This is a genomic window from Streptomyces diversicolor, assembly GCF_057537855.1.
In genome coordinates, this window is sequence record NZ_BAAJXA010000117.1 from 1 (window position 1) to 1626 (window position 1626).

General features: G+C 70.2%; 2 protein-coding genes. Both read left to right on the forward strand.

Annotation, left to right across the window (positions count from 1 at the left end; all coding sequences use genetic code 11):
* A partial coding sequence (locus AC27LF_RS45380; protein ID WP_479662443.1) for a transposase occupies window positions 1–186 on the forward strand: 186 nt, incomplete at its 5' end.
* A 312-nt stretch (window positions 187–498) separates the two neighbouring features.
* Entirely contained in the window at window positions 499–1566 is a 1068-nt protein-coding gene (locus tag AC27LF_RS45385) for an IS110 family RNA-guided transposase (protein WP_479662442.1), read from the forward strand.
* Window positions 1567–1626: the final 60 nt, after the last annotated feature.

Genomic DNA, 1626 nt, shown 5'->3' on the forward strand with positions numbered 1-1626 from the left:
CTCGCCCTCACCGGCCAAGCCCGCCGGTGGGAGCCCCGCCGCCTGCGGCTGCGGCTGTTCTCCGCGGCCGCTCAGTTCGTCACCACCGGACGCCGCCGCATCCTCCGCCTCGCCAGGCACTGGCCCTGGACCGGCCTGATCACCGAAGCCCTGCAACGGCTTGCGGCCCTGCCGAACCCCGACTGACCAGCAACTTCCCGTCCATACGAGCAGCACCACCCGACCGGAGCCGTGGAACCCGGCGCCCACCCGACGCGACTGTGAGGATGATCGGGTGCCGCCTCGGGCGGTGGTCTGACCCGCGACGCGACTGGCTTCGTGCCCTGCGTGCTGATCTGTCGACCACGCCGGAGGCGGCGCTTGCTGCCGCCGGACCGGTGGGCGTGTCCCGATAGGGGCCTTCGCGACAGGCACCGTCACAGTCCTGACCGCCACACCGGCCCGGCGTCGGCCACCGGTGTTCCCGAAGCGCTCAGGAGACAGGCGACCGTGCCCAGCATGACCCAGCCCACCCGCACCCGTCACCACACGGCCGAACCGCCCGAGGACGTCGTACTCGGAGTGGACACCCACAAGGACACCCACGTCGCCGCGGTGACCACCACGACAGGGGCCATGCTGGACACCCGCAGCTTCCCGACCACCCAGGAGGGCTACCGGCAACTCTTGGCCTGGGCACGTGCCTTCGGGCGGCTCCAGCGGGCCGGCGTCGAGTGCACCGGCTCCTACGGCGCGGCGCTGACACGCTACCTGCACAGCGAAGGCATCACTGTCATCGAGGTCAACCAGCCGGACAAGGCCACCCGCCGCCGGCGCGGCAAGACCGACGCGATCGACGCGGCAGCTGCCGCCCAAGCGGTGCTGTCCGGTCGGGCCACTGCCAACGCCAAGACCAGCGACGGGCCGGTGGAGGCCATCCGGATGCTCAAGATGGCCAAGGGCTCCGCGATCAAGTCGCGCTCGCAGGCGATCAACCAGCTCAAGGCCGTCCTGGTGTCCGCGGATCCTGCTCTGCGTGAATCACTGACCGGGCTGGGCAACCCCAAGCTCATCCGCCGGTGCTCCGAGCTGGAGGCCGAGGAGGGGATCGGCCCGGCAGCGGCGGCCCGGCACACACTCCGGCTGCTGGCCCGACGGATCCAGCATCTCACCGAAGAGATCAACGACCTCACCGCGCGGATCACCACCGCCATCGCCGCACGTGCACCGAGAATCCTGGAGCACTACGGCGTCGGCCCGGACACCGCTGCCGCGTTGCTGATAGCGGCCGGTGACAACCCACAACGGATGGGCAGCGAAGCGTCCTTCGCCGCGCTCTGCGGCGTCAGCCCGGTGGAGGCATCCTCCGGCAAGACCCAACGCCGCAGACTCAACCGCGGCGGCGACCGCCAGGCCAACTCCGCGCTCTACACCATCGTCCTGGCCCGCCTGCGCTGGGACACCCGCACGCGCGACTACGTGGAGCGACGCATCAGTGAAGGCAAGACCCGCCGAGAAGCCATCCGGTGCCTGAAACGGTACATCGCACGAGAGATCTACCAGACGATCACCCGCGAACCGCGGTGACACCAGCACCAGCTGCTTGACATCCATAGGGGCATCAGCCGGGCGACCAGCCTGCCCACC